Genomic DNA, 24,740 nt, shown 5'->3' with positions numbered 1-24,740 from the left:
TGAGCCCCCGCTTACAGACGTTGGGTCAGGTAAGACATCATCGAGTCTACCGCCGAGATCACCTTGGAGTTCATCTCGTAGACCCGTTGCGCCTGGATGAGGTTGACCAGCTCCTCGGTCACGTTGACGTTCGAGCTCTCAAGCATCCCCTGCTTGACCACCCCCAGTCCGTCGGCACCGGCCACCCCCTGGATCGGGGCACCGCTCGATTGGGTCTCGAGAAACAGGTTCTCGCCCATCGGTTGCAGTCCGCTGGCGTTCACAAAGTCGGTGATGTTGATCTGGCCGACCACCTGGCTCTGGCCATCGCCCTTGAGGACGACCGAGACCTGGCCATCACTGCCGACGGTGACACTCTGGGCATTCTCCGGGATCTGGATCTCCGGCTGCAGCGGATAGCCGTTGCCGGGGGTCACTATGGTCCCCTCGTCGTTGAGGGTGAACTGCCCGTTACGGGTGTAGGCCGAGCTACCGTCAGGCAGCTGGATCTCGAAGTAGCCGCGGCCACTTATCATCAGATCCAGCGAGTTGTCGGTGGTCTGCACGTTCCCTTGGCTGTGGTTTTTCTGGGTGGCCACCACCTTGGCACCGGCGCCCAGCATCAGCCCCGAAGGGAGCGTGGTGTCGGCCGAGGAGCGTCCCCCCGGCTGGTTGATGTTCTGGTAGAGCAGATCTTCAAAAATCGCCCTGCCCTTCTTGTAACCGACCGTGCTGGCGTTCGCCAGGTTGTTCGAGGTCACGCTGATGTTGACCTGCTGGGCATCCAGGCCGGTCTTGCTGATCCAGAGTGCGGGATTCATATCATGCTCCTTGGGTTAGCTCAGACGCAGCAACTGAGTCTGGGCCTCGTCATTCTCTTCGGCCGTCTTCATCATCTTGATCTGGGTCTCAAACTGCCGCTGCAGGCGGATGAGGTTGGTCATCTCGTCCACCACATTGACGTTGCTCCCCTCCAGTGAACCGGCAATCAGACCGACCCCGGCTGCCGCCGGCTCGGCTTTGCCGTCCTTGCGACGAAACAGGCCATCCTCCCCCTTCTCCACCGTATCGCTCGCCGGGTTCACCAGCTTGATGCGCTGGAAATCCTCGGAGAGGTTGGCCGCCGCCCCTTCTGGCCGGCCGCTGACGGTGCCGTCACGGGTGATCTCAATCTTCTCGAGCGGCAACGGCAGCACGATGGGGCTACCCGCATCATCGACGACATTGAGCCCGGTCGAGGTCTGCAAATTCCCGGTGGCACTGAGCTGCAAGTTGCCCATGCGGGTGAAGGCCTCCCCCCCCTTGGGGTCTTGCACCGCGATCCAGCCCTGACCATCGAGGGCCACGTCGAGATCGCGCCCCGTGGTCATCAGCATGCCGTGCTCGAGGTTCTGACCCGGCCGCTCGGTTTTGGAGAAGACCCGGCTTGGCAAGCCATCGCCGAAGGCCTGCATGCTGCGCGCCTGCTCAAAATCGGATTTGAAGCCGACCGTATTGGCATTGGCGAGGTTATTACTGCGCACCGCCAGGCTGTTCATATTCTCCTTGGCGCCGGACATGGCGATATAGAGCAAGTGGTCCATGGCTCTCCTCACAAAACAGGGAACGACACTTGCCTGAATATCTGCAAGAGTGATGCCACCAATAAAAATCCCTTTTATTTCATTGAGGTAAAAATAAAGAGGGGGGCCGAAGCCCCCCTGTGTCAAGTTGCCGACGATCAGCGGATCTGCAGTATGGTCTGCTGCAACGTGCTGTTGACCTCCAGGGCGCGGGAGTTGGCCTGGAAGTTACGCTGGGCGGTGATGAGATCCACCAGCTCGGTGGTGAGATCGACGTTGGACTGCTCCAGCGCCGAGGACTTGATCGAGCCGAAGGTCCCCGAGCCCGGCGTACCCGGCGCCGCATCCCCGGAGAGCAGGGAGGATTGCCAGGAGGTGTCGCCAATCTGGCTCAGCCCCTGCGGGTTGGCAAACTTGGCCAGCGCCACCATGGCCACCTTGACCGTGGTGCCGTTGCTGTAGGAGGCGGAGACGATGCCATCGGTGCCGATCTCAACCTTGGTCAGACGACCAACCGTCGAGCCATCCTGGGTCAGCTTGTTGACCTCAAACGCCGAGTTGTACTGGGTCACGGTGCCGAGTTTGATCTCGAAGGTCTGGGTCGGATCGGCGCCGTTGTTGATGATGCCCGCCCCAGCGGCGCCCAACTGTTCGGTAATGATGGTGGCCGGCACAGTGCTGCTGAGCTTGCCCCCCGAGCTGAAGGTCATGGTGACCCCTTGCGGGACGGTACCACCGGGGGACGCACCGCCCTGCACATCGATCGGCGTGTTGCCCTCGTAGAGGTACATCTGCCAGGTGGGCGGGGTCATGGCCTGGCCCGGGTTCGCCGGATCTTCCTGGCGCACGAAGTACTGGGTGATGGTGTGCGGCGCCCCCAGCGAGTCATAGATGACGACCGAGGTGGAGTGGGCATAGGTCGTGGTGTCGGTCGGGTCAAACGTGGCCGGATCGGTCGGCGTGGCCAGGTTGGAGTCACTGCTCAGGTTGAAGCTCGCCTCCACCGTGCTGGTCATCTTGGGATCACCTGCGCGATCCGGGATCTGGATCGGCTGGGTGGCGTTGAGGCTGACCGCCTTGGGGGTACCATCCTGGTTAATGGCATAGCCTTGCAGGTAACTGCCCTGGTTGTTCACCATGTAGCTGTTTTCATTGAGCTTGAAAGCGCCGGCACGGGTAAAGGTGCGGTCCAGGTTGCTCAAACCGTCCGAGGTCACAAAGAAGCCGTTGCCCTGGATGGCCAGGTCGAGCGAGTTGTTGGTCAGCTGCAGCGGCCCCTGGTGGAACTGCTGAGCCACGGCGCTGGTGGCCACCCCGTTACCAACCTGAGTCTTGGAGCTGACATAGATGGAGTTGGCATAGACATCTGCAAACTCGGCACGCGACTCCTTGAATCCGGTGGTATTGACGTTGGCGATGTTGTTAGCGGTGACGTTGAGGTCTTTCTGCGCCGCGCTAACACCACTCAAGGCGTTGTTAAATGACATGGTTTTCTCCTTTCTTCACCGCTATATCAGTGCCACCGGCTCACGCTGAGGTGCCGGCAATTTCCAGAATATCGGAGAGGTAATACCCTCCGAGCCCGTTGACCTTGACCACGGTCGGGTTGGTACTGTTGCCGAGCGTCACACTGCTCACCTTGCCATAGACGCAGGCATTGAGACTCTCCGACTTGTTGTCGATGGTGCCGGTCACCTTGAAGGTGTAGGCCCCCTCCTTGACCGGGTTGCCACTCTTGTCGGTGCCATCCCAGCTGAAGTTCACGTTCTTGCTGTGCTCGCCATCGATGGGGATCTCCTTGATCACCTGACCGGAGGCATCCTGCACCGTGACCTTGAGATAGGAGGTGGTGTCGGTAATGGGGATCACCCCGTTGACCTTGCCGCCGTTCTCCAGATAACCGGTGTTGTAGGGCAGCAGCACGTTCTGCCCCACCATGGCCGACGCCTGCAGCGCCTGGCTGGAGGTCATGACCGAGTTGAGGCTCTCCATCTGTTTGGAGAGGTTGGAGATCCCATCCGCCGTGGTCATCGAGGTCATCTGCGACAACATCTCGGCGTTCTCGACCGGCTTGAACGGATCTTGATAGGAGAGCTGGGTGGTCAGCAGCTGGAAGAAACCGGCCTGATCCAGACTCTTGGTGGCGGTCGCCGTCGAGCTCTGGCTCGCGGCGGCAGACGTCGTACTGTTGACGGAATCAACCATGGCTCAGCTCCTTAGCCCTTACCCATATTCAGCGTCTGCTGCAGCATCTTCTTGGCCGCATCAGCCACCTGCACGTTGGTCTGGTAGCCGCGCGAAGCGCTGATCATGTCGGTCATCTCCTCCACCATGTTGACGTTGGGCTTGTAGACGAAGCCATCCTTGTCGGCCATGGGGTGGTTCGGGTTGAACTCACGAATGAGGGGGGCGTTACTCTCGACAATCCCCTTGACCTGAACACCGACGCCGGACTGCTTGTCCGACATGGCCTGCTCCAGCTCGGCGGCAAAGACTGGCCGGCGGGCGCGGTAAGTTTTGTCCACGCTGGAGCTCACGCTGTCGGCGTTGGCCATATTGCTGGCCACCGTGTTCAGGCGTACGGACTGAGCGCTCATGGCCGAGCCGGAAATATCAAAAACGTTAAAGAGGCTCATCACTGTTCTCCCTTGAGCGCCTTGAGCAGCCCCGAGATCTTGCTGTTCATGAACTCCAGCGAAGTCTGGTACTCCAGGCTGTTTTGCATGAAGTCGCTGCGCTCCTGCTGCAGATCCACCGTGTTGCCATCACCGGTATCTGCTTGCAGTGGCGAGCGATATTTGAGGGCGCCTTGGTTCTCGACGTTTAGGCCAAAGTGGCGCTCATTGGTGGTCGCCATGTTGAAGCCTTGGGCCCCCTGGGCCTGCTGCAGCGCCTGGGAGAAGTCCAGATCCCTAGCCTTGTAGCCTGGGGTATCGGCATTGGCGATATTGCTGGCCAGCACTTCGGCCCGCCGGGAGCGCACTCCCAGGGTGTATTGATGGACACCAAACGCCTTGTCGAACGAGATAGACATGACACACCTCCTGCTTTGCCTAAAGCAGAGCAAGAGGTGTGCCAATCATGGAGGGATTATTTGACTTTGTAGACGATGCCGGGATTGCAGCGGATCATGTCGAAGCGATCGGTCAGGCCGGCCAGCGACTCGGAAGCGCCCAGCATCAGATAACCGCCGGGATTGAGGCTGGCGGCAAACTGATTGAGGATCTTGGACTTCACCTCGGGGGAGAAGTAGATGAGCACGTTGCGGCAGAAGATGATGTCAAACTTACCGAGCAGGCTATAGCTCTCCAGCAGGTTGAGTGGACGAAACGTTGTCAATTTTCTGACTCGCTCCACCACCCGCATCTTGTTGTCACCGCACGGCTCGAAGAACATCTTCTTACGCTCCGGTGACAGTCCTCGTGCCAGCGCCAGACTGTCATAGACCCCCTCCTTGCACTGGTTGAGCATGGAGGTCGAGATATCGGTGCCGACGATCTGCACGCCGCCCGGCAAGGTTCCCGGCTTCTTCATCTGCTGCTCAAGCGCCGTCATGGCGATCGAATAGGGCTCTTGGCCCGACGAGGAGGCTGCCGACCAGATCTTGACCGTTTTACCACCCTTGCCGAGCTCAGGAAACAGCTTGTCGGTCAGCAACTGGAACGGATAGGTATCGCGAAACCAGAGCGTTTCATTGGTGGTCATGGCATCAACCACCATCATCTTGAGGTCGCGCTCACGGATACTCATGGCGCGAGTGATCAGTTCGTCTAGGTTATTAGCACTATTCTGCCCAAGCAGGGGAGAAAGCCGGCTCTTGACCAGATATTGCTTGTTGTCACCCAGAACGATGCCACACTGGCTTTCCAGAAAGGCACTGAACTGCTTGTAGATATCATCTGAGAGCGTCTTCATTCAGTCTCGTTTTTCTTGTCTAGAGGGCGTTTTGCACGGCCTTGGCTAGTATATCTGGTTGGAACTTGGCAATGAAGTCATTAGCGCCAACCTTTTGCACCATAGCCTGATTAAACACTCCACTTAAAGAGGTGTGCAGGATAACATGCAACCCCTGAAGCGCAGGATTATTACGGATCTCTGCGGTGAGGGTATAGCCATCCATCTCCGGCATCTCAATATCCGAGATCACCAGCGCCAACTGATCCTTGATCGGCCCTAGCTTGGCCATTTCCAGCAGCATATTGAGCGCCTCACGCCCATCCTTAGCCATCAAACAGGAAATACCGATGGCGCCAAGGGCTCGCTGCACCTGTTTACGAGCGACTGAAGAATCATCCGCCACCAGTACAGGTCTGTCAGGGGTAGGCATAGTAGCACTTGCCTCCCGAATTTCTGCACTCACATCCGTAGAAAGTGGGGAAATTTCGTTGAGAATCTTCTCCACATCGAGGATTTCGACCAATTCGCCATCGACTTCGGTCACTGCGGTCATGTAGTTGATCCGCCCCGCCCCTTTCGGTGGCGGCAGGATGGATTCCCAGTTCATATTGATGATCCGCTCGACCGAGTTGACCAGAAATCCCTGCACCGAACGGTTGTATTCGGAGATGATCATGAAACACTTGGAGAGATCGGTGATAGGCCGCCCACCGGTCGCCATGCTGAGGTCGATGACAGAGATGGTCTGACCACGAATATGGGCAACCCCGCGGATGCAGTGGTGAATTTTCGGCATGACGGTCAGCGGCGGACACTGCAGCACTTCCCTGACCTTGAACACGTTGATACCAAAGCGTTGACGACCGTTGAGACGAAACAGCAGCAACTCCAACCTGTTTTGTCCTACCAACTGGGTTCTCTGGTTGACTGAATCCAGAATGCTGGCCATAGAAAACTCCCTTCTCGATGCTTGGCATCATAAATGCATGAAATTGTGCATGGCGCTTGGCATCCGAGCATCCACGATTGGCTTGATGCAAGCATAGTTAACCGGGCATGTCAGGGTTAACAATTTAATTTATCGGCCAGCACTTACAAATGATTAGCAAGCTTTTGTTATTACTCTTGATTCCCGTCACCAATCTGGCCTATGCAGAAGAGACCGTCGAGTCCAAGTTGCGTGAGGCCGCCGAGAGTTTTGTGCTGTCGAACATAGACACGACACCGGATGCTCGGGTAGAGGCCAAGGCGGGCAACATCGATCCCAGGTTGCACCTCACCGCTTGTGAGTCACACCTCTCGCTGAGCGTGCCGCCAGGGCTGGCTCTGCGCCGTAACACCACCGTCTATCTCAAGTGTGAGGAGGGCAGCGGCTGGGATCTCTATCTGCCGGTGCGTCTTTTCATCCAGAAACCCTATGTGACCGTGCTCGACAACGTCGCCAAGGGAGAGGTGCTGAGCGCCGAGAAATTGACGATTGCCTATCAGGATGAACAAATGCAGCGTGGGGATACCTTGATCGACCCCAACGCGCTGGTAGGGGCGCGCAGCAAGCGGGAGCTCAGGCCTGGCCAAAGCATCCGTGCCAGCCAGCTGTGCGTGGTATGCAAGGGGGATCAGTTGACCCTGACCGCCAATATTGCCAATCTGCAGATCAAGTCGATGGTACGCGCCTTGCAAGATGGCAGCTTCGGCGACACAATCCGGGTCAGCAATCTCCAGTCAGGCAAAGAGGTACAGGCCAGAGTTAGCGGTGTGGGCAGCGCAACTGTGATCTTGCCCTAATTTTGCTAAAGCTTCGACGAGACGAGCCGATACGGGGATAAGCAATCTCCAGCAGATGAAGGATAAAGAGCATGGCTATCAACAATATCAACAACTTGACCAGCAACCGTCTGCAAGGTGGCAGTGCGGGTCAGAGTGTTTCGGGAAAGTCGGGCTCCGACGTCACCGCCACCGATGGGCGTAGTGCCCCGCGGGGTGACTCCGTTTCCCTGACCAACGAGGCACAACAGTTGCAACAGATGCAAAAGAGCCTCTCCTCCTCCGCCACCGATAATGAAAGCCGCGTCAGCCAGATCAAGAAGGCTATCGCTGCGGGTGACTACAAGGTGGATAGCGAGCGGGTGGCTCAAAAAATGACAGCCTTCGAAGGTCAGCTAGATAAGCTGCTCTGATGAACAGCCTGCCTTCTCTGCTGATTGCCCAACGCCAGAACCTGGCCGAGATGCTCGCACTGCTGGACGAGGAGTTTTCCCTGCTCAAGCAGCACCAGACCCTCGCCCTGCCCGATGTCACCGAGCGTAAGCAGTCGTTGGCGCTGCGCATCGAGGCACTGGATCGCGACATCGCAATGCACCCTGATGTAGCGCAGACATTGCCGCAGCATCAAGAGCTGGTGGACGAGGTGCAGCAGAGCCTGCTCGCCTGCCATGAAAAAAATGCCGTCAACGGCAAGTTTTTGGAACTGCTTATCACCGCCAACCGCCGCCTTGCCGGCGTATTGACGGCGCTGCGCGATCGCAGCAGCCTGACCTACGACGCCAAGGGCAATACCCGTGCAGGAACCCGCTCGCGCGGGATCAAGGCCTAAGCGTTCGTCTTAGCAACACCTCTCCGTCACGACAGCGGCGAACCTGCAACTCCCCCTCTTCATACCAGCCAAAGCTGGCCTCCCACTCCCCACGGGGGAAGGTGATGGAGCCAGGATTCACACACACTATCCCCTCCTGCTCGGCCAAAACAGGCACATGAGTGTGTCCGCTGACAAACAGGCTGCCTGTCGGTAACGGGACGGCCTGCGGCTGATAAAGATGGCCGTGGGTCACAAACCAGCGACGCCCATCGAGCAGTAGCTGGTTGTAGGGGGCCGTGCAGGGGAAGGCCAGCAGCATCTGATCCACCTCAGAGTCACAGTTCCCCCTCACCGCCATGATTCGCTTCGCCTCGCGGTTGAGGCGCTCGGCCACGGCCGCTGGTTGATACCCCTCGGGGAGCGGATTGCGGGGACCGTGGTTGAGCAGATCGCCGAGCAGCAACAGGTGATCGGCCGCGGCACACTGCTCGAGTACACGCTCCAGTGCTGGTAGGGCGCCGTGAATATCGGCAATCAGGGCCTGTTTCATCGTCGCATCACTCCTGACTGAAATAGAGATCCCGGCTCGGCAGCACGGTATGAATACCATCGAGCGGTAGGCCACGCAGGGTTGGGTCGATCAGCCGCGCCTGGGTGTAGTGATAGAGAGGGATAGCCGGCACGGCCTCGTTGAGTATCATCTCGGCCTGCTGGTAGAGACGGCCGCGCTGACGCACATCCAGGGTGTTCTGGGCCTGAACCAGCAGCGCATCGAACTGCTCGTCACAATAGCCACTCTCATTTTGCGGGTCGCGGCAGCGGAACTGGCCGAGCATGGCATAAGGGTCGGCATAGTCGCCAAACAGGGAGCTGCGAGCAATCACAAATTCACCGGATGATTTGGCTGCCTCATAGGCATCCCACTCCAACTCCTTCACTCTGGCCTCGACCCCCAGTGCCGCCCACATGCCCGCAATCGCGTCGGCCAGCTTGTGGTGAGTGTCGGAGCGATGGAAGGTAATGCTCAGACGCAGCGGATGATCCGGGCTAAATCCGGCGGCCGCCAGCAGATCGCGCGCCTTGGCAAGGCGGACATCGCGACTCCAGGCCGCAGCGGCGGGAAGCGGAGAGTCGTAGTCGGTCAGATCCGGCAACATGGACCAGGCAATAGGCTCCCCCTGGCCGGTCACGTTCTGGGTCAGCACCTCGCGATCCAGCGCCAGCGAGAGGGCGCGGCGCACCCTGACATCGGCCACTTCAGGGCGGCTCAAGTTGAAGATATAGAGATAAGTGCCAAGCTGGGCGCCATGCCAGAGCCGGGGGGGCTGCTCTTCCCGTAGGGTGTGCAGCAAGGAGGCCGGCACCCGCTCGGTCAATTGCAGGCGCCCTTCACGGTAGAGCCGATACTCGCGCGCCGTGGAGAGACCCGTCATATAGGTCACCCGCTCAAGCCGGGTCTTCCCCCAGTAGTGGGGATTGCGCAGCAGCGTGATCTCTCCTTGAGGCGTCCACTCCTGCAACTGGAAGGCTCCATTGCCAATCAGCTTACCAGGGCGGGCCCACTCCCCGCCCTGCTTTTGAACGAGATCCGCCGGTACGGGGGCAAAGGGAGCAAGGCTGATGATGGACAACAGATGGGGCACAGGATGCTCCAAGGTGACCCGCACGATGCGATCGCCCTCCGCCTCCACCCCCAGATTGTTCACCTCAAGCGCACCGCCATAGATGGAGGAGGCGTTATTGATCCCCGCCGTCAGCACCAGCGATGCAGAGGGAGAGGCCACCAGCGGATCGATTAGGCGCCGCCAGGCATAGACAAAGTCACTCGCCTTGAGCGAAGAACCATCGGACCAGGTCAGGCCAGGGCGCAGGAAGAAGCGCCATACCAATCCGTCGTCACTCATCTCCCAGCGCTCTGCCTGGGCCGGCACCGGCTCACCGTGGGGACCGCTCCCCACCAAGCCCTCAAACAGGTCGCTCAGTATGGTTTCGGCGGCAAAGCCGCTGCGCATCCGGGCCGGATCCAGCGTGTCCGGCGCCTCGACATTGCTGCGCACCAGTTCGGTTCGCTCAGGCGGGGGCAGTGGCATAGGCGACACACTCTCCACCGGTTCGGCAGCCAGCCCCCGGCAGGCCAACCACAGGCCCAGCCACACAACACCACAATGACGCACGACGACTTCCTCTTACAACCCGAATATATTGGAGCCCGCCTCCCCATGAGGCTTGTTCTCGACATGACGGGCCCGTATTGTAACGGCCTCTCACGGAAGGTGGAGCCTTTCGAGCATTATTTTCAGGAGTTTTTTATGGGCTATGAGTGGTGTGCCCTGGCATCGGCCACCTTGTGGGCCGTGGCGGCCCTCATTTCAGTCAAACCAGCGCGCCACCTCGGCGCGTTTGCCTATAGCCGCTGGCGCATGCTGATGGTGACCCTGATGCTGGCCTGCGGCAGCCTCTTCACCGGCGGCTGGCAAAGCCTGCCCAGCACCGCCTGGTCGGCGCTTGCCCTGTCGGGCCTGGTGGGGATCTTCATCGGCGATACCGCCCTGTTTGCCTGCATGAACCGGCTCGGCCCCCGTCGTAGCGGCCTGCTCTTCTCCTGTCACGCCCTCTTCTCCGCCCTGCTCGGCCTGTGGCTGTTTGGTGAAACCCTGACAGGCGCGCGCCTGTGGGGCGCCGCCCTGGTGCTGTGCGGTGTCTGGCTGGCCATCGCCTTCGGTCGTCGCGCTCAGGCGCATGAATGGGAGGCCGTGCAAGGTACCCTGCTGCTCGGGGTCGGGCTCGGCCTGCTGGCCGCCCTGTGCCAGAGCGCCGGGGCCGTCATCGCCAAACCGGTGATGCAAGATGCCGCCGTCGACCCGGTCACCGCCTCCGGCGTGCGCATGGCGACCGCGCTGGCGGCCCACGTTCTGCTGCGCCTGACCCGTCTGCCGCTCACCCTGCCGCTGCGCCCGCTCAACCGCGAGATCCTCGCCCTCATCAGCCTCAATGGCTTCCTGGCCATGACCCTCGGCATGACACTGATCCTGGTGGCCCTGCGGCTGGGGGATGTCGGTATGGTTTCGATTCTCTCCTCAACCACACCGGTGATCCTGCTGCCACTGCTGTGGTGGCACACCGGGCAGCGCCCCGCCCTGCCCGCCTGGCTCGGCGCCGCCTGTGCCACCGCCGGCACCATGCTGGTGCTGGGCGCAGCATAGCAAGAGGCCCCGCATGGCGGGGCCTCTTGGCATCAGAAGAGCGCCACCTCAGCGGCGCTCAGCTCACGGTACTCACCGGGCTCGAGCGTCTCATCCAGCGCCAGGGCACCGATCTGCTCGCGGTGCAGCCCAATCACCTTGTTGCCGACCGCGGCAAACATGCGCTTGACCTGATGGTACTTGCCCTCGTGGATGGTCAGGCGCGCCTCACACTCCCCCAGGATCTCCAGCTGAGCCGGGCGGGTCTTCTCTTTTTCCGAGCGCAACAACACCCCTTCGGCAAACTGCTCGGCCGTCCCCGGCGCAATCGGATCGGCCAGCCAGACCCGATAGGTCTTGGCGCATTCGTGGCGTGGTGAGGTGATGCGGTGCGACCACTGGCCATCATCGGTGATCAGCACCAGCCCCGTGGTGTCGAGATCGAGGCGCCCCACCACGTGCAACCGACCCATGCCGGGCTCGTCGAGCAGGAAGAAGACGGTTGGGTGATCCGGATCGTCGTTGGAGCAGACATACCCCTGCGGCTTGTGCAGCATGAAGTAGCGGTTACCCTGGCTCAGGGTGAGTTCAATCCCGTCAAACTCCACCAGGCTCTGCTCGGTGATGTGAAAGGCCGGCTGTTTGACCACGATGCCATCCACCTTTACTTCACCCTGGCGGATCAACTTGCCGGCCTGTGAACGGGTCAGATCGGAACAGTCGCAGAGGAACTTGTCGAGACGCATGGGCAACCCTGTGCTTGCTTCAAAAAGGGCCGCCATTATACGGCGCTCACAGCCCAAGACCAGCGCTGTTCGCTTTTTGCCGGCATCTGGTATGCTTGGCACCACCGAGATCTCGTTGTGAGTTGTGGGTTATCCCGGAAGAGCGTCATGCCATCACTATCTGCCTACGTCACGCTACCCGTCACCGCCCTTCGCCCCGGCATGTTCGTGGTCGATATCGTCCGCCAGTCGGGCACGAAAGAGATTGCCAGCTGCGGTTATGTGCGCAGCGATGCCCAGATCCGCGCACTGGCCCAGCAGGGGGTGCAGGAGGTTCGCATCGATCCCAGCCGCACCCGGAGCCTCTCTCCGAATGTCACGCTCACCTCCGCTGCCGCAGAGGAGCCGCAGCGGGGTGAAGGGGGAACGCTGCGCATCCGCCGCCTCTATCAGGAGGCCCGCACCCTGCAAGTCAAGCTACTGAGCCAGCTAAAGCAGGGTGAGAGCATCGATGTGGCGCCGCTGGCCAGGGTGGCCGAGGAGATGGTCGACACCATGTTCACCCATGGGGATGCCATGCTCTGCCTGGCCCGGATCCGGGCCAAGGATGCCTACCTGATGGAGCACTCGATGAACGTGGCGATCCTGCTGGCCAGCTTCGGCCGCCATCTCGGGCTCGAGCGCGACACCCTCAAACAACTGACCCTCGGTGGCTTACTGCACGATGTGGGCAAGATCATGACCCCCAACCACATCCTCAACAAACCGGGCAAACTGACCGATGCGGAGTTCGCCATCATGCGCGAACACGTGGTGCACAGCCGTGAGATCCTGAGCCAGACCGCCGGCATCACCCCCGTCATGCTGGAAGTGGCCGCCAACCACCACGAGCGGCTGGATGGCTCAGGTTATCCATTGCGCCTGCACGGAGAGCAGCTCTCCCTCTACAGCCGGATGAGCGCCATCGTCGACGTCTACGATGCGGTGACAGCCGATCGGGTCTACAAGCAGGGGATGGAGCCGACCCAGGCATTTCGCATTCTGCTCAAGGGCGCCGGCAGCCACTTCGATGCCGAGCTGGTGCATCGCTTCATCAAGTGTCTGGGGGTCTATCCGGTAGGCTCGCTGGTGCGACTGTCTAACCAGCGTCTGGCCATCGTGATGGAACGTAACGAGCGCGAGCCGCTCAAGCCCAGGGTCAAGGTGATCTACCACGCCACCGCCCGCCACTATCTTGACGTGAAGATGCTCGATCTCGCCCGCCCCGGCGTCACCGAGACCATAGAGGGCGTGGCCGAGCCACGCGACTACGGCATCCAGCTCGAGCGCTTTATCGCCTGATTCAGCGCTCGGCCGCCGGGCCATGCACCAACCAGTGCTGCAACAAAAACACCTCATCCAGTGGCGAGAGGCAAAAGCGCAGGCTCGCCTCCTCGATGGCCCGACTGTCGTAGCGGTGCTGTTCGCTCAGCCAACGGATCGCCCGGCGCAGCTCCTCCCCATGGGGAAGCAATGTACACTCACTCATGACGGCCTCCTTTGCCATCCCGCTCACCCCAAGTCTAGCCTCCCTCCCATTGCGGGCTGACGCCGCCCACCCCGACAGTGCGTAACAGACCGCCGCTCAGAAAAACCGTGACGATACTGGGGCAAGAACTCATCAGGCGCCCGTCGTCATGCTCACCCCACTGTTGTTAGCACTTGGATGAAAAACAATTGGTTGGCATATAGTGACAGCGCAAGAGGCTGGCGTGCTTACTCCAACAGCGCACAGCTTGCGCTCCCGCATGCAGGGCCGGCAACCTCGCCAAACGAGCCATGAAAGCGACCGGAGTCAGGACGGGTTGAGCCTAAATCACGCGACGCTGGGAGTGAGTGTGCGACGAACCCCTGACGACCCAAAAAACCAATCGCCTCCCAACAAGCTAACGATTCAGGTGCTGAGCTGATCTCAGTGGCTGGCGCGCGCAGCGGCCACCGTCTGACGCCACCACACGGGCACAATGGCGCAAGAGAGGCGCGAGAAGCACAAGCGGGCTGGTGACGCGCAAGAGTGGAAAAGACACTGGCCGCAGAGGCCGGCGTCGCTGGTTGCACCTTCCACGATCTGAAGGCGAAGGGGATTTCTGACTACGCAGGGACAGCCGCAGAAAAGCAGCTATTTAGTGGGCACAAAACGCTGGGACAGGTAGCCGTTTACGACCGGAAAACACAGATCACGCCGACGCTCGACGTTGAATAGTCATGCTAATCGGCAGTGGCGATAGTTTACGAGGCAAATGTACGAAAGTTTACAAAGAAAAAGGGTTAGGTGACGCTAATCACCTAACCCATTGATTTTAATGGCGGAGGAGGTACCCACCACAACCAAGTTCAATTAATTCTAATGCAATCTGATAAACCAAACTCGACCTGGCTTTCCCGGAGATCATCAAGGCACTGGAAGCTAAGCTGCTGACCGGCGAACTGGATGCCCAACGTCAGCACTGCATCACTATCCAGCACGGCGGCTTTACCTGCGAAGCCGATACCCTTGGCAGCCACGGCTATGTCTACTTGGCCATTTATCCAACGACGAACATGGGCGCCAATCCTGGCAGCAAGGCGTGACCACAAATCAGCTTGTGGTAACATTTTTGCACCTACTCGTCCGTGATAAGTGGGTGGGTCTTGGGGAAGGCCATTTATGGCCTTCCCTTTGTTTTTGTCCCGCATTTCCCTGTTAATTAAAACAGCAGCTTGCCTGCAATCGGTCCGCCATTCTGGTAGACTAGCGGCCATTTTGAGGCTGTGCCAACCCGCTCGAACGATCACGAAAAAACATCCATTTGAACCTCGTGATAGACGGTGGCGCTACTCCTCCACCTGACATCCGCTATCGCTTCCCATCATCCGGCGACACAAGAGCCATGCGTATGCTGTTAATCCCTCAGGCCACACTTTTTGCATTCCGGGGTAACCCGGAGACAGGAAAACAACATGGATCACAGTGTTCATAACAAACTCGTCTCGTTTATCTGGAACATCGCCGACGACTGCCTGCGCGACGTTTACGTCCGTGGCAAATACCGCGATGTGATCTTGCCGATGGTGGTATTACGCCGCCTGGATACCCTGCTCGAACCCACCAAGGAAGCAGTCCTGGAAGAGGTCAGCTTCCAGCAGCAGGAGATGAACGCAGTCGAGCTGGACGAAGAGCCGCTCAAGGCAGCTTCTGGTTATGTCTTCTACAACATCTCCAAGTGGACGCTCAAATCCCTGTTGAACGCAGCCACTAACAACCAGCAAATCCTGCTGACAAACGTCAATGAATACCTCAATGGCTTCAGCGATAACGTCAAGGAGATCGTCAACTGCTTTAACCTCAAGGCGCAGATCCGCCATATGGCTGACAAGCAGGTGCTACTCGATGTGATTGAGAAGTTCGTTTCCCCCTATATCAACCTCACCCCTAACGATATTGAAGATCCGGAAGGCAACAAGCTGCCCGCCCTCAGCAACCTCGGGATGGGGTATGTGTTTGAAGAGCTGATCCGCAAATTCAACGAAGAGAACAACGAAGAGGCCGGGGAACACTTCACCCCGCGCGAGGTGATCGAGCTGATGACCCACCTGGTCTTTGATCCCATAAAGGATCAACTGCCGCTCACCATGACGATCTATGACCCCGCCTGTGGTAGCGGTGGCATGCTGACCGAATCCCAAGGCTTTATTGAAGAGAAATACCCGGCTACCGGCGTCAACCGTGATATTCACCTCTATGGCAAGGAGATCAACGACGAGACTTACGCGATTTGTAAGTCCGACATGATGATCCGGGGCAATGACCCGGCCAACATCAAGGTGGGCTCCACCCTGTCGACCGATGAATTCTCCCATATGCGCTTTGACTTTATGCTCTCCAACCCGCCCTACGGCAAAAGCTGGGCGTCAGAGCAAAAGCACATCAAAGATGGCAGTGATGTGATCGACAGCCGCTTCAAGGTAAAACTGGCCGATTACTGGGGCGTAGTCGATCCCAAAGGCTGTGATGCCACCCCACGCTCCAGCGATGGTCAGTTGCTGTTCCTGATGGAGATGGTCAACAAGATGAAATCCCCATCGGTAAGCCCGCTGGGTAGCCGTATCGCCTCGGTGCATAACGGCTCCAGCCTGTTTACCGGCGATGCGGGCAGTGGCGAGAGTAATATCCGTCGCTACCTTATCGAAAATGACATGCTCGAAGCGATTGTCCAGCTACCGAACAACCTGTTCTATAACACCGGCATCACCACCTATATCTGGCTGCTCAACAACCACAAGCCTGCCCATCGGCAAGGCAAGGTGCAGCTTATTGATGCCAGCCTGCTCTATCGCAAACTGCGCAAGAACCTGGGTGACAAAAATTGCGAATTCTCTCCCGAACATATCGAGGAGATCACCAACACCTATCTCGCCTGTGCCGATGTAGAACGCCAGCTGGATAGCAATGACGATCCAATCGGCATCGCCAGCAAGGTGTTTAAAAACGAGGTCTTTGGTTACTACAAGGTGACGGTGGAGCGCCCGGACCGTCGCAAGGCCCAGTTCAGCCGCGAGCGTCTCAACGGTCTGCGTTTTGACAAATCCTTAAACGAGGTGATGGAGCACTGCTTTGCCGAGTATGACGAGCAGGTCTATCAGGATGGGTTCCTGACCGAGCACAGCAAGCAGATCCTCGAGTGGTGCGAGAAAAACGAGATAAGCCTGAACAACAAGGCCAAAGAGAAGTTGCTGAGCACCGATTTCTGGTGCGCAGCCCGCACTCTGTTCGATACGGCTCATGCCCTGATGCAGGAGATCGGTGAAGCCGAGTTTAACGACTTCAACCTGTTTAAGGCCCAGGTCGAGGCGACGCTCAAGGCCCATAAGCTCAAACTCTCCGTCACAGAAAAAAATGCCCTGTTCAATGCCGTGAGCTGGTATGACGAAGCCGCCGCCAAGGTGGTGAAAAAGGTGGTGAAACTCAGTGCCGACAAGCTGGGTGAACTGCTGGAGCTCTACAGCTGTGAAGAGTCCGACCTGCCCGACTTTGGTTATTACCCCACAGGTAAGAAAGGCGAGTTCGTCACCTATGAGAGCAGCAGCGATCTGCGCGATAGCGAATCGGTGCCGCTTACCCAGAGCATCTACCAGTACTTTATCGATGAGGTGCAGCCCCATGTGGCAGAGGCCTGGCTCAATATGGAGTCGGTCAAGATTGGCTATGAGGTGAGCTTTAACAAATATTTCTATCGCCATAAACCGCTGCGTTCCCTCGAGAAAGTCGCCCAGGAGATCCTAGCGCTGGAACAGCAGGCTGATGGCTTGATTGCCCAAATTTTGGGGCTTACTACAGAGCAATCGAAGGCATAAGCAGGAGACGATAAAAATGACGCAGACTGCAATGCAAAAATATAAAACGTATAAATGGAGTGGCAATCCATTCTTTGGAGATATCCCCTCTTGCTGGGACATTTTCCCTTTATTAAGAATTGCAAAAATAAAATCCATCATCAACAAGCAAGATGAGGAACTACTCTCCGTCTATCTAGATAGAGGGGTAATTAAATTTAGTGATGTAGATGAAAAACGCACAAACGTTACCAGTCTTGACCTATCAAAATATCAATTTGTAGAAAAAGGCGACTTCGTATTAAATAACCAGCAAGCTTGGAGAGGTTCTGTTGGTGTTTCTGAATATATTGGAATCGTTAGCCCAGCATATCTAGTATTATCTCTATCTAAAGAGATAAACCCTAAATATGCCAATTATCTTTTCCGTGATGGAAGCATGGTGTCACAATATCTTATCTGCTCAAAAGGTGTTGGAACTATCCAGAGAAATTTATATTGGCCTCATTTGAGAAGAACGGTTATTGCTTTGCCTCCGTATAATGAACAAACCGCCATCGCCAATTTTCTGGATGCGAAAACCGCCCAGATAGACGAGGCCATTGCGATCAAGGAGCAGCAGATCGCGCTGCTCAACGAGCGCAAGCAGATCCTGATCCAGCAGGCCGTAACCCAAGGCCTCGACCCGACTGTACCGATGAAAGATTCAGGCGTGGCGTGGGTCGGTACGATTCCGGCACATTGGTGTATAAAACGCGCCAAGTATTTGTTCAATGAAATTAATGAGCGCTCAGTCAATGGTGATGAAGAATTACTCTCTGTTTCTCATATAACAGGTGTCACGCCTCGTTCAGAAAAGAATGTAAACATGTTTATGGCGGAGGATTATTCAGGCTCTAAAACATGTAAAAAAAACGACCTCGTGATTAACATCATGTGGGCTTGGATGGGGGCGTTAGGTGTATCTGACAGAGAAGGCATTGTCAGCCCGTCATATGGTGTTTTCAGAGAAAAAACTCAAAACACTTTTAACCCAGTTTTTTTAGAACACTTGTTAAAGTCAAAAAGCTATATTGAACACTACAATCAAGTTTCAACGGGTCTACACTCATCGCGTCTGAGATTTTATGGCCATATGTTCTTCGATATGGCGATAGGGTTCCCATCATTCGAGGAACAAAACCGCATCATTGATTATGTTCAAAAAGAATCTAAGAACATTGACAAAGCTCTTTTTATACAAGAACAGCAAATAACGATGTTAAAGGAATACAAATCCACCCTGATTAATAGTGCCGTCACTGGTAAGATTAAGGTGATCTAGCCATAACCAACCAGATGTGTCAGTCACGGCGTTTGGCTGGAATAGCTCGATATGAGCAAAGCACAAGGGGCTTGGTTTTATCAGTGCCAAGCCAAGGTGGCCACGGGCAGGTAAACGAGAACAAGAGAGCAGGGAGTATTGATGGTCAGCAACACCAAAGAACAGGCCCTTGAAGCGGCCATCGAGCAGGCTCTGACCGGCCAGTGTCTGGAAACCCTCGGCAAGGGGATTGGCGAGGGGGCCGCCGTCTACGCCAAGCCCCACCACGGTTTTGTGTTGGGGCAGGCCTGCGATTTTGACAAGCAGTACGCCATCGATAAGCGGCTGTTCTGGCAGTTTCTTGAAACCACCCAAGGCATGGAGCTGGCCAAACTCCAGCAGCATCATCCCCACGACTGGCAACGCAAGGTGCTCGAGCGCTTCGATCGCATCATTAAAAAGCAGGGGGTGCTGCATCTGCTGAAAAAGGGTCTGAGCGTTGATGATGCTCACCTGACCTTGATGTACCCGGCGCCGCTGGCCAGCAGCAGCGCGACGGTAAGCCAGGATTTTGCTGCCAACCTCTTTAGCTGTACCCGGCAGGTGGCCTACTCGGCGCAAAATCCCAAGCAAGAGATCGACATGGTGCTGTTTATCAACGGCATCCCGCTGATAACCCTTGAGCTGAAAAACCACTGGACCGGCCAGAACGCCAGCTATCACGGCCAGAAGCAGTACCGGGAGGATCGTGATATCAGCCAACCCCTGCTGCACTTTGGTCGTTGTCTGGTGCATATGGCGGTGGATACCGACGAGGTCTATATGACCACCAAACTGGCTGGCAAGGCGACCTTCTTTCTGCCCTTTAACAAGGGGCATCGCCATGGCAAGGGTAATCCGCCCAACCCCTATGGCCATAAGAGCGCTTACCTCTGGCAAGAGGTCTTTAGCAAGGAGAGCCTGGCCAATATCATCCAGCACTTTGTGCGTCTGGATGGGTCCGCCAAAGAGTTACTGAGCAAGCGCACCCTGTTCTTCCCCCGCTACCATCAGCTGGATGTGGTGCGCAAGCTGCTGGACCATGCCGCTCATCACGGTGTCGGCCAGACCTATCTTATTCAGCACTCGGCGGGCTCTGGCAAATCCAACTCCATCACCTGGGCGGCCTACCAGCTTATCGAGGTTTACCCACAGAGCACTGATGTGCATGGCGCCAAGGCCGTCGATCAGCCGCTGTTTGATTCGATCATTGTGGTTACCGACCGGCGACTGCTGGACAAGCAACTGCGTGAGAACATCAAGGAGTTCTCCGAGGTCAAGAACATCATTGCGCCAGCCAACAAGTCATCCGAGCTCAAGTCGGCCCTTGAGAACGGCAAGAAGATCATCATCACCACCATCCAGAAGTTCCCGTTTATCGTCGATGGCATCAGCGATCTGAGCGACAAGCGTTTTGCGGTGATCATCGATGAGGCGCACAGCTCACAATCCGGTGATGCCCACGGCAAGATGAACGCGGCGATGGGCAAGCTGCAGGACGAGGAGATGGAGGACACTCAGGATCTGATCCTGCAGGCCATGCGCTCACGCAAGATGCGTGGCAACGCCTCCTATTTCGCTTTTACCGCCACGCCGAAGAACACCACGTTGGAGAAGTTCGGCCAGTTGCAGCCGGATGGCACCTTCCAGCCGTTTCACCTCTATTCGATGAAGCAGGCCATCGAGGAGGGCTTCATCCTCGATGTGGTAGCCAACTACACCACCTATCGCAGCTACTACGAGATCAGCAAGTCCATCGAAGAGAACCCACTGTTTGACAGCAAGAAAGCACAGAAGAAACTGCGGGCTTATGTGGAAGGCAGCCAGGAGACGATCGACGTCAAGGCTGAGATCATGCTCGAGCACTTCATCCCCCATGTGGTGAATGCCAAGAAGCTCAAGGGCAAAGGCAAGGGGATGGTGGTGACGCAGAACATCGTCTCTGCTATCCGCTATTACAAGGCCATCACCCGCCAGCTGGAGGCGATGGGGAACCCGTTCAAAGTGCTGATTGCTTTCTCCGGCAGCAAGGAGGTGGATGGCGTCGAGTACACCGAGGCTGATCTCAACGGCTTTGCCGAGGGCGATACCCGCGACCAGTTTGATACCGACGAATATCGCCTGCTGATCGTGGCCAACAAATACCTGACCGGTTTCGATCAACCCAAGCTGTGTGCCATGTATGTCGACAAAAAGCTCAGCGGTGTTCTGTGTGTGCAAGCGCTATCCCGCCTTAACCGCGCTGCGCCCAAATGGGGCAAGAAGACCGAAGACCTCTTTATTCTCGATTTTTTCAACCCGGTTGAAGAGATCAAGGCATCGTTTGATCCCTTCTACACTGCGACTTCACTCTCTGGTGCCGCCGACATCAATGTGCTGCATGAGCTCAAGGATGCGCTGGACGATACCGGTGTTTATGAATGGTTCGAGGTTGAGGAGTTTGTTGCCCGCTACTTCAATAACGAAGATGCTCAACTGCTCAGCGCTATCATCGATGTGGCCGCAGACCGCTTCAACCATGAGCTGGAGCTGAGTAACGAAGAGAAGGCCGATATCAAGATCAAGGCCAAGCAGTTCGTGAAGATCTACGGCCAAATGGCCGCCATCATGCCTTACGACATGTTGACCTGGGAGAAGCTGTTCTGGTTCCTCAAGTTCCTGATCCCCAAACTCAAAGTACAGGACCCGGATGCCGACCTGCTTGATGAGTTGCTCGAGTCAGTGGATCTATCCTCCTACGGCCTACAGCGCGTGAAGCTCAACCATGCGATCACCCTGGACGACGAAGAATCTGAACTGGAGCCACAAAACCCCAATCCACGCGGCGCCCACGGCACTGAGAAAGAGACCGACCCGCTGGATGAGATCATCAAGAGCTTTAACGAGAAGTGGTTCCAGGGCTGGAGCTCGACACCGGAAGAGCAGCGGGTGAAGTTCGTGAATATCCTCGATAGTGTGAAGAAGCACCCGGACTTTGAATCAAAATATCAAAACAATACTGATCCAATTAACCGCGAGCTGGCCTTCGAGAAGATCATGAGAGAAGTCATGCTGGCACGAAGAAAAGACGAGCTGGAGCTATATAAGCTGTTCGCTAATGATCCGGCATTCAAGGCATCCTGGATGCAAAGCGCACAGAGGATGGTGGGGTTGTAGATGCGCAGCTGGAGAGAATGCCAGAGGGCTCGAGCTATATTCGTCAATCTTTGATCCAAGAGCAGAATTTAGGCGTGGCAAGCACCAATTATGATTTAGCAGACTTGTTTTCACGCGCCACTAATGCCAAAGGCAACCTATGAACATTGAACAGATCACGCTAAAAAACTTCCGGCGTTTTGCCGCACTAACGGTGACACTTCACCCGCAGTTGACCGTACTGGTTGCGCCAAATGGCGCTGGTAAATCGACCATACTGGATGCCATCGCAGTGGCAGTTAGCCCATTTGTCACCGCCTTTGATTTGGGTAAAGGGCGGCCCATTGCCAAGTCGGATGCACGCTACCAACGTATGGAACAGGCCACCAGCAGTGAACAAATGTTCCCGGTTGAAATCGCAGCCACTTTTCGTGAGCCCGCATGTCAGATCAAACGAGCACTGACCGGTCTTAACAACAAAACCACCATCAAAGAGGCCAGCGACCTGGTGTCATTTGGTGATGAATTGATGTTGAAGGTCCGTAATCTTGAGGCTGTCACCCTGCCGGTTGTTGCTTACTACGGCACTGGGCGCTTGTGGCAAGAGCATCGGAATATGGAGCGCAAGTCCGTGCTCAGTGCTAGCCGCAGCATGGGCTACGAAGATTGCCTGTCCACAGCGTCAAACTACAAACAGCTGCAACAGTGGTTTAGCAAAGCCACCCTTGCTGAGTTGCAGCAGCAGCAAATGTCGGATGTCTATCAGGGGTACTCCCTCAAAGAGCAAATTGAGGGGATACAGTTGGCCATTGAAAAAGTGTTGAGGCCCTCATCGGGTTGGCAAAACTTCCATTTCAGTTTTTCCCATGAAGAGCTGGTCATGTTCCATCCCGAGCAGGGGGTTTTACCGGTCAGTCTGCTCAGTGATGGGGTGCGAGCCATGGTGTCGCTGGTGGCCGATTTGGCTTGGCGTTGTACCAAGCTCAACCCGCAACTAGGAGCACAGGCTGCTGAAAAAACGTCAGGTCTGGTGCTGATTGATGAAGTTGATATGTTCCTGCACCCAGCTTGGCAACAGCAGGTACTGGGCGCGCTGCAACAGGCATTTCCAAATATTCAATTTATTGTCACCACCCATAGCCCACAGGTGATCAGTACGGTGCATGATGACAGCATCCGAATTATCACTGGAGAGCAAGTTTGTAATGCCCCCCAAGGCACTCAAGGCGCAGAGTCTGCTCGCGTTTTACGAAGCATATTTTTGGTTGACCCAAGACCAAAGTCTGACCCGATGGCAATTTTACTAACCGATTATCTGGATATGGTTTACGACGACAATTGGAGTGATCCTTCAGCCTTAGAAATGAGAGTTCGTCTAAATGAGCATTTTGGACTCGAAGAACCTGCTTTAACAGCGGCAGACCTCTACATCGAGAACAAGTTGTGGGAGCGTAGCCTTGAAGAAGATCAGTAAATCTCTACTGCCTAATCCGCTAACCAACTTTGCTGCAGAGAATCCACTGGCGAGTTGGGATCCTGATTTTCGTGGCCATAACCAAAGTCGAGATTACAAGGATGTACGTGGTTTGATGCTGCACGATCAAGGGGGTCTGTGTGGCTACTGTGAAAGTAAGGTTATTGGTCAGCTTGAACATAAGCAGCGAGTAGAACACTTCCATGACAAATCTGATCAGAGTGATCTGAACGCGCATAACTGGGGATTGGATTGGCAAAATGTCTTTGCAGTCTGCGTTGGCGGTAGTGACGCGGATAAGACGATTCATCCACTCCCTGACAATTTGAGTTGTGATGCACATAAGGGGCACTTGAAAGGCGAGCTCAACGAGGCACCGGAAGGCTATTTGCTCAACCCACTAACCATACCCTCCTCTCCATGCTTATTTATCTTTGATAAGAGAACAGGGGAGCTTAAGGCAAATCCTGCTACATGTGCCGACGTGGACATTGCTGATAATCGTTTTGCCACAGTTCAAGAACTTGTGGAAAACACAATTCGAGTACTGAATCTCAACTGTTCAAGACTAACGGCTCAGCGTTTAGAGGTCCTAAATGCTTACAACCAAGCCATTAAAATTGCAAAGATAAAAGATGATAAGCAATGCTTTGCAAAATTGTCAGAGCGTTGGTTTGGTAGCAAATGGCCCGCGTTTTTACTACTCGTCGCTTGTTGTTAGGTAGCCATGCTGAGTCCTACCTGGCCTCGATTCACTACGGTGGATAAACAGTGATCCCTCTGATTAACAAGGCCGATAGCACAAGAGAGGGCCAATGGCCCTCTCTTGCATTAGAGAAAACTAGGAAGATAAGCGCTATATGGTGTCCAAAGCCGTTCATCTAGATAGCATGCCAGCCAACATCAAATGGCATACCTAGTGGCATACCAAAAATAACAGATACAAAAAAGCCAAACCGAATCAATCAGTTGGGCTATATAGATGGCGGAGGAGGTGGGATTTGAACCCACGGATGGTCGCCCATCGACGGTTTTCAAGACCGAAGCGAATTTGTTTTAAATCAACAAGTTAAACTGCTTATGTAAAATAATTCGCGCTATTGATCACCCTGTATACTATTGATTTTTCACGCTGGCATCAGTGAATAGTTTACGGTGATATGTACGCTTTATGCGAATATCGAACTGGTTATTATCAACGCTTACAAACTTGGACGGCAGGTACTCAACATCCCCATGGTGCCACTCCGGATGAATGCCAGCAGGCGTGATCATGACTACCGTTTCCGGTGGTAGCCTCAGCTCCGCCTTCAGCTGAACAGCCTGCTGAGCGGCCTCTGCACCGCTGGCGGCAACGGCGCCGAACGGGCCACAGCACACCTCCCCGATCCTGAAATACACATCCACATCAATACTCATTGGCTCTCCAAATGCCATCAAAACCGGACATCCATAACACTGGTTTGACCAGGAGATATTAACAAGATGGGGTTTGCAGCTTAACCATCCCCTCGTAT

At 56.1% G+C, this 24,740-nt stretch carries 25 protein-coding genes; 11 read left to right on the top strand and 14 right to left on the bottom strand.

Translation table 11 applies throughout. The annotated features are described in order from the left end of the window. Window positions 1-11 precede the first annotated feature (11 nt). From flgG to BN1134_RS05270, 8 genes are all read right to left on the bottom strand, one after another. Complete coding sequence (flgG, locus tag BN1134_RS05305) at window positions 12-800, bottom strand: flagellar basal-body rod protein FlgG (RefSeq protein ID WP_042045723.1); 789 nt, start codon at window positions 798-800, stop codon at window positions 12-14. A 15-nt stretch (window positions 801-815) separates the two neighbouring features. Then, on the bottom strand, window positions 816-1,562 hold the full coding sequence (gene flgF, locus BN1134_RS05300) for a flagellar basal-body rod protein FlgF (RefSeq protein ID WP_042045721.1): 747 nt from the start codon (window positions 1,560-1,562) through the stop codon (window positions 816-818). A 137-nt stretch (window positions 1,563-1,699) separates the two neighbouring features. Next, window positions 1,700-3,028 (bottom strand): flagellar hook protein FlgE, encoded by a 1,329-nt coding sequence (gene flgE, locus BN1134_RS05295; protein WP_042045719.1) that lies wholly within the window; start codon window positions 3,026-3,028, stop codon window positions 1,700-1,702. A gap of 40 nt (window positions 3,029-3,068) precedes the next feature. Continuing rightward, window positions 3,069-3,746, bottom strand: a complete 678-nt coding sequence (locus BN1134_RS05290) for a flagellar hook assembly protein FlgD (protein ID WP_042045718.1) — start codon at window positions 3,744-3,746, stop codon at window positions 3,069-3,071. Between the two features lie 11 nt (window positions 3,747-3,757). Next, window positions 3,758-4,177 (bottom strand): flagellar basal body rod protein FlgC, encoded by a 420-nt coding sequence (gene flgC, locus BN1134_RS05285; RefSeq protein WP_042045716.1) that lies wholly within the window; start codon window positions 4,175-4,177, stop codon window positions 3,758-3,760. Continuing rightward, window positions 4,177-4,575, bottom strand: coding sequence for a flagellar basal body rod protein FlgB (flgB, locus tag BN1134_RS05280; RefSeq protein ID WP_042045715.1), 399 nt, complete (start codon window positions 4,573-4,575; stop codon window positions 4,177-4,179). Before flgB ends, flgC begins: the two co-directional genes overlap by 1 nt. Before the next feature lie 56 nt (window positions 4,576-4,631). Further along, window positions 4,632-5,456 (bottom strand): CheR family methyltransferase, encoded by an 825-nt coding sequence (locus BN1134_RS05275; protein ID WP_042045713.1) that lies wholly within the window; start codon window positions 5,454-5,456, stop codon window positions 4,632-4,634. 19 nt (window positions 5,457-5,475) lie between these two features. After that, window positions 5,476-6,387 (bottom strand): chemotaxis protein CheV, encoded by a 912-nt coding sequence (locus tag BN1134_RS05270; protein ID WP_042045711.1) that lies wholly within the window; start codon window positions 6,385-6,387, stop codon window positions 5,476-5,478. A gap of 227 nt (window positions 6,388-6,614) precedes the next feature. Here BN1134_RS05270 and flgA point away from each other — a divergent pair, with 227 nt between their 5' ends. From flgA to BN1134_RS05255, 3 genes are all read left to right on the top strand, one after another. Then, window positions 6,615-7,223 (top strand): flagellar basal body P-ring formation chaperone FlgA, encoded by a 609-nt coding sequence (gene flgA / locus BN1134_RS05265; RefSeq protein ID WP_042045837.1) that lies wholly within the window; start codon window positions 6,615-6,617, stop codon window positions 7,221-7,223. Between the two features lie 71 nt (window positions 7,224-7,294). After that, window positions 7,295-7,615, top strand: a complete 321-nt coding sequence (gene flgM / locus BN1134_RS05260; protein WP_042045709.1) for a flagellar biosynthesis anti-sigma factor FlgM — start codon at window positions 7,295-7,297, stop codon at window positions 7,613-7,615. Continuing rightward, window positions 7,615-8,031: a flagella synthesis protein FlgN gene (locus tag BN1134_RS05255; protein ID WP_042045707.1), complete on the top strand. Its 417-nt coding sequence runs from the start codon at window positions 7,615-7,617 to the stop codon at window positions 8,029-8,031. The genes flgM and BN1134_RS05255 overlap by 1 nt, the downstream gene beginning before the upstream one ends. Here BN1134_RS05255 and yfcE read toward each other — a convergent pair. Together yfcE and BN1134_RS05245 are read right to left on the bottom strand one after the other, a co-directional pair. Further along, window positions 8,021-8,563 carry a phosphodiesterase gene (gene yfcE, locus BN1134_RS05250; protein WP_042045706.1) on the bottom strand — a complete coding sequence of 181 codons (543 nt, stop codon included), beginning with the start codon at window positions 8,561-8,563 and terminating at the stop codon, window positions 8,021-8,023. The two genes, BN1134_RS05255 and yfcE, sit on opposite strands and share 11 nt — an antisense overlap. A gap of 7 nt (window positions 8,564-8,570) precedes the next feature. Continuing rightward, a complete protein-coding gene (locus BN1134_RS05245) occupies window positions 8,571-10,103 on the bottom strand; it encodes a peptide ABC transporter substrate-binding protein (protein WP_052449431.1) in 1,533 nt (510 codons plus the stop codon). Between the two features lie 219 nt (window positions 10,104-10,322). Here BN1134_RS05245 and BN1134_RS05240 point away from each other — a divergent pair, with 219 nt between their 5' ends. Beyond that, window positions 10,323-11,216: a DMT family transporter gene (locus tag BN1134_RS05240; protein ID WP_042045702.1), complete on the top strand. Its 894-nt coding sequence runs from the start codon at window positions 10,323-10,325 to the stop codon at window positions 11,214-11,216. A 32-nt stretch (window positions 11,217-11,248) separates the two neighbouring features. Here BN1134_RS05240 and rsuA read toward each other — a convergent pair whose 3' ends face one another. Then, complete coding sequence (rsuA, locus tag BN1134_RS05235) at window positions 11,249-11,941, bottom strand: 16S rRNA pseudouridine(516) synthase RsuA (protein WP_042045700.1); 693 nt, start codon at window positions 11,939-11,941, stop codon at window positions 11,249-11,251. A gap of 147 nt (window positions 11,942-12,088) precedes the next feature. Between rsuA and BN1134_RS05230 the strand changes: the two genes are divergently transcribed. Next, complete coding sequence (locus BN1134_RS05230) at window positions 12,089-13,261, top strand: HD-GYP domain-containing protein (protein ID WP_042045699.1); 1,173 nt, start codon at window positions 12,089-12,091, stop codon at window positions 13,259-13,261. Window position 13,262: 1 nt separating this feature from the next. On the opposite strand, the gene BN1134_RS05225 is transcribed toward BN1134_RS05230, so the two are convergent. Next, on the bottom strand, window positions 13,263-13,448 hold the full coding sequence (locus BN1134_RS05225) for a hypothetical protein (RefSeq protein ID WP_042045698.1): 186 nt from the start codon (window positions 13,446-13,448) through the stop codon (window positions 13,263-13,265). Between the two features lie 525 nt (window positions 13,449-13,973). Between BN1134_RS05225 and BN1134_RS05220 the strand changes: the two genes are divergently transcribed. Continuing rightward, entirely contained in the window at window positions 13,974-14,162 is a 189-nt protein-coding gene (locus tag BN1134_RS05220; protein ID WP_052449428.1) for a site-specific integrase, read from the top strand. Between the two features lie 131 nt (window positions 14,163-14,293). Here BN1134_RS05220 and BN1134_RS20385 read toward each other — a convergent pair whose 3' ends face one another. Beyond that, window positions 14,294-14,734, bottom strand: coding sequence for a hypothetical protein (locus tag BN1134_RS20385; protein ID WP_456503122.1), 441 nt, complete (start codon window positions 14,732-14,734; stop codon window positions 14,294-14,296). Between the two features lie 165 nt (window positions 14,735-14,899). On the opposite strand from BN1134_RS20385, the gene BN1134_RS05210 reads away from it, so the two are divergent. The 5 genes from BN1134_RS05210 (at window position 14,900) to BN1134_RS19160 (ending at window position 23,944) form a co-directional block, all read left to right on the top strand. Continuing rightward, window positions 14,900-17,293 carry a type I restriction-modification system subunit M gene (locus BN1134_RS05210; protein WP_042045696.1) on the top strand — a complete coding sequence of 798 codons (2,394 nt, stop codon included), beginning with the start codon at window positions 14,900-14,902 and terminating at the stop codon, window positions 17,291-17,293. A gap of 16 nt (window positions 17,294-17,309) precedes the next feature. Continuing rightward, window positions 17,310-18,596: a restriction endonuclease subunit S gene (locus BN1134_RS05205; RefSeq protein WP_042045695.1), complete on the top strand. Its 1,287-nt coding sequence runs from the start codon at window positions 17,310-17,312 to the stop codon at window positions 18,594-18,596. A 141-nt stretch (window positions 18,597-18,737) separates the two neighbouring features. Further along, window positions 18,738-21,770, top strand: a complete 3,033-nt coding sequence (locus tag BN1134_RS05200) for a type I restriction endonuclease subunit R (RefSeq protein WP_042045693.1) — start codon at window positions 18,738-18,740, stop codon at window positions 21,768-21,770. Window positions 21,771-21,909: 139 nt separating this feature from the next. Then, window positions 21,910-23,223 (top strand): AAA family ATPase, encoded by a 1,314-nt coding sequence (locus BN1134_RS05195; RefSeq protein ID WP_042045690.1) that lies wholly within the window; start codon window positions 21,910-21,912, stop codon window positions 23,221-23,223. Beyond that, complete coding sequence (locus BN1134_RS19160) at window positions 23,207-23,944, top strand: retron system putative HNH endonuclease (protein WP_156991678.1); 738 nt, start codon at window positions 23,207-23,209, stop codon at window positions 23,942-23,944. The genes BN1134_RS05195 and BN1134_RS19160 overlap by 17 nt, the downstream gene beginning before the upstream one ends. Before the next feature lie 395 nt (window positions 23,945-24,339). Here BN1134_RS19160 and BN1134_RS05185 read toward each other — a convergent pair. Beyond that, window positions 24,340-24,740: hypothetical protein (locus tag BN1134_RS05185; RefSeq protein WP_232300593.1), on the bottom strand; the 401-nt coding region annotated here is incomplete at its 5' end.

The sequence above is a fragment of the Aeromonas simiae genome, from assembly GCF_000820125.1.
Classification (GTDB): Bacteria; Pseudomonadota; Gammaproteobacteria; order Enterobacterales; family Aeromonadaceae; genus Aeromonas; species Aeromonas simiae.
The sequence above is the reverse complement of the archived record's forward strand: the minus strand, read 5'-3'. Positions and strand labels throughout refer to the sequence as shown.

What these genes read in the sequence shown, in the direction of transcription:
- flgG (WP_042045723.1), bottom strand. Translation starts at nt 800, where the DNA reads ATGAATCCCGCACTCTGGATCAGCAAGACCGGCCTGGATGCCCAGCAG.
- flgF (WP_042045721.1), bottom strand. Translation starts at nt 1,562, where the DNA reads ATGGACCACTTGCTCTATATCGCCATGTCCGGCGCCAAGGAGAATATG.
- flgE (WP_042045719.1), bottom strand. Translation starts at nt 3,028, where the DNA reads ATGTCATTTAACAACGCCTTGAGTGGTGTTAGCGCGGCGCAGAAAGAC.
- BN1134_RS05290 (WP_042045718.1), bottom strand. Translation starts at nt 3,746, where the DNA reads ATGGTTGATTCCGTCAACAGTACGACGTCTGCCGCCGCGAGCCAGAGC.
- flgC (WP_042045716.1), bottom strand. Translation starts at nt 4,177, where the DNA reads ATGAGCCTCTTTAACGTTTTTGATATTTCCGGCTCGGCCATGAGCGCT.
- flgB (WP_042045715.1), bottom strand. Translation starts at nt 4,575, where the DNA reads ATGTCTATCTCGTTCGACAAGGCGTTTGGTGTCCATCAATACACCCTG.
- BN1134_RS05275 (WP_042045713.1), bottom strand. Translation starts at nt 5,456, where the DNA reads ATGAAGACGCTCTCAGATGATATCTACAAGCAGTTCAGTGCCTTTCTG.
- BN1134_RS05270 (WP_042045711.1), bottom strand. Translation starts at nt 6,387, where the DNA reads ATGGCCAGCATTCTGGATTCAGTCAACCAGAGAACCCAGTTGGTAGGA.
- flgM (WP_042045709.1), top strand. Translation starts at nt 7,295, where the DNA reads ATGGCTATCAACAATATCAACAACTTGACCAGCAACCGTCTGCAAGGT.
- BN1134_RS05255 (WP_042045707.1), top strand. Translation starts at nt 7,615, where the DNA reads ATGAACAGCCTGCCTTCTCTGCTGATTGCCCAACGCCAGAACCTGGCC.
- yfcE (WP_042045706.1), bottom strand. Translation starts at nt 8,563, where the DNA reads ATGAAACAGGCCCTGATTGCCGATATTCACGGCGCCCTACCAGCACTG.
- BN1134_RS05245 (WP_052449431.1), bottom strand. Translation starts at nt 10,103, where the DNA reads ATGCCACTGCCCCCGCCTGAGCGAACCGAACTGGTGCGCAGCAATGTC.
- BN1134_RS05240 (WP_042045702.1), top strand. Translation starts at nt 10,323, where the DNA reads ATGGGCTATGAGTGGTGTGCCCTGGCATCGGCCACCTTGTGGGCCGTG.
- rsuA (WP_042045700.1), bottom strand. Translation starts at nt 11,941, where the DNA reads ATGCGTCTCGACAAGTTCCTCTGCGACTGTTCCGATCTGACCCGTTCA.
- BN1134_RS05230 (WP_042045699.1), top strand. Translation starts at nt 12,089, where the DNA reads ATGCCATCACTATCTGCCTACGTCACGCTACCCGTCACCGCCCTTCGC.
- BN1134_RS05225 (WP_042045698.1), bottom strand. Translation starts at nt 13,448, where the DNA reads ATGAGTGAGTGTACATTGCTTCCCCATGGGGAGGAGCTGCGCCGGGCG.
- BN1134_RS05210 (WP_042045696.1), top strand. Translation starts at nt 14,900, where the DNA reads ATGGATCACAGTGTTCATAACAAACTCGTCTCGTTTATCTGGAACATC.
- BN1134_RS05205 (WP_042045695.1), top strand. Translation starts at nt 17,310, where the DNA reads ATGACGCAGACTGCAATGCAAAAATATAAAACGTATAAATGGAGTGGC.
- BN1134_RS05200 (WP_042045693.1), top strand. Translation starts at nt 18,738, where the DNA reads ATGGTCAGCAACACCAAAGAACAGGCCCTTGAAGCGGCCATCGAGCAG.
- BN1134_RS05195 (WP_042045690.1), top strand. Translation starts at nt 21,910, where the DNA reads ATGAACATTGAACAGATCACGCTAAAAAACTTCCGGCGTTTTGCCGCA.